The organism is Belnapia sp. AC561, assembly GCF_979252845.1.
This window is the reverse complement of the sequence record NZ_CEEDBP010000152.1, coordinates 1-298: the sequence shown is the minus strand read 5'-3', so window position 1 is coordinate 298 and position 298 is coordinate 1. Positions and strand designations below refer to the sequence as shown.

Annotated in this window: 1 protein-coding gene; it reads left to right on the top strand. The window is 75.8% G+C overall.

Translation table 11 applies throughout. The annotated features are described in order from the left end of the window. Positions 1-265 (top strand): DoxX family protein (locus tag AC0IW9_RS30530; RefSeq protein ID WP_471652062.1); only part of this gene is annotated, 265 nt, incomplete at its 5' end. Between the last annotated feature and the right edge of the window lie 33 nt (positions 266-298).

Genomic DNA, 298 nt, shown 5'->3' with positions numbered 1-298 from the left:
CGGCCTGCCGCTGCCGGGCCACCCCGCCGCCGCCACCATCGGGCTCGAGCTGATCGCCAGCGCCATGGGGCTCGGCGGCCGCGGGCGCCGGGCGGGGGCGCTGGCGCTCATGGTCTTCACCCTCGCCGCCACCCGCATCGCCAACCGCTTCTGGTCGTTGCCGCCGGGGCCGGAGCGCTTCATGGCGGCGAATGGCTTCTTCGAGCCTCTGGGCCTGGCCGGCGGCTTCCTGCTGGTTGCCCTTCACCCCCGGAAGGACGCCTGACCGAAGCCCCCGTTGGCGCCTTCGCGCCGCTCC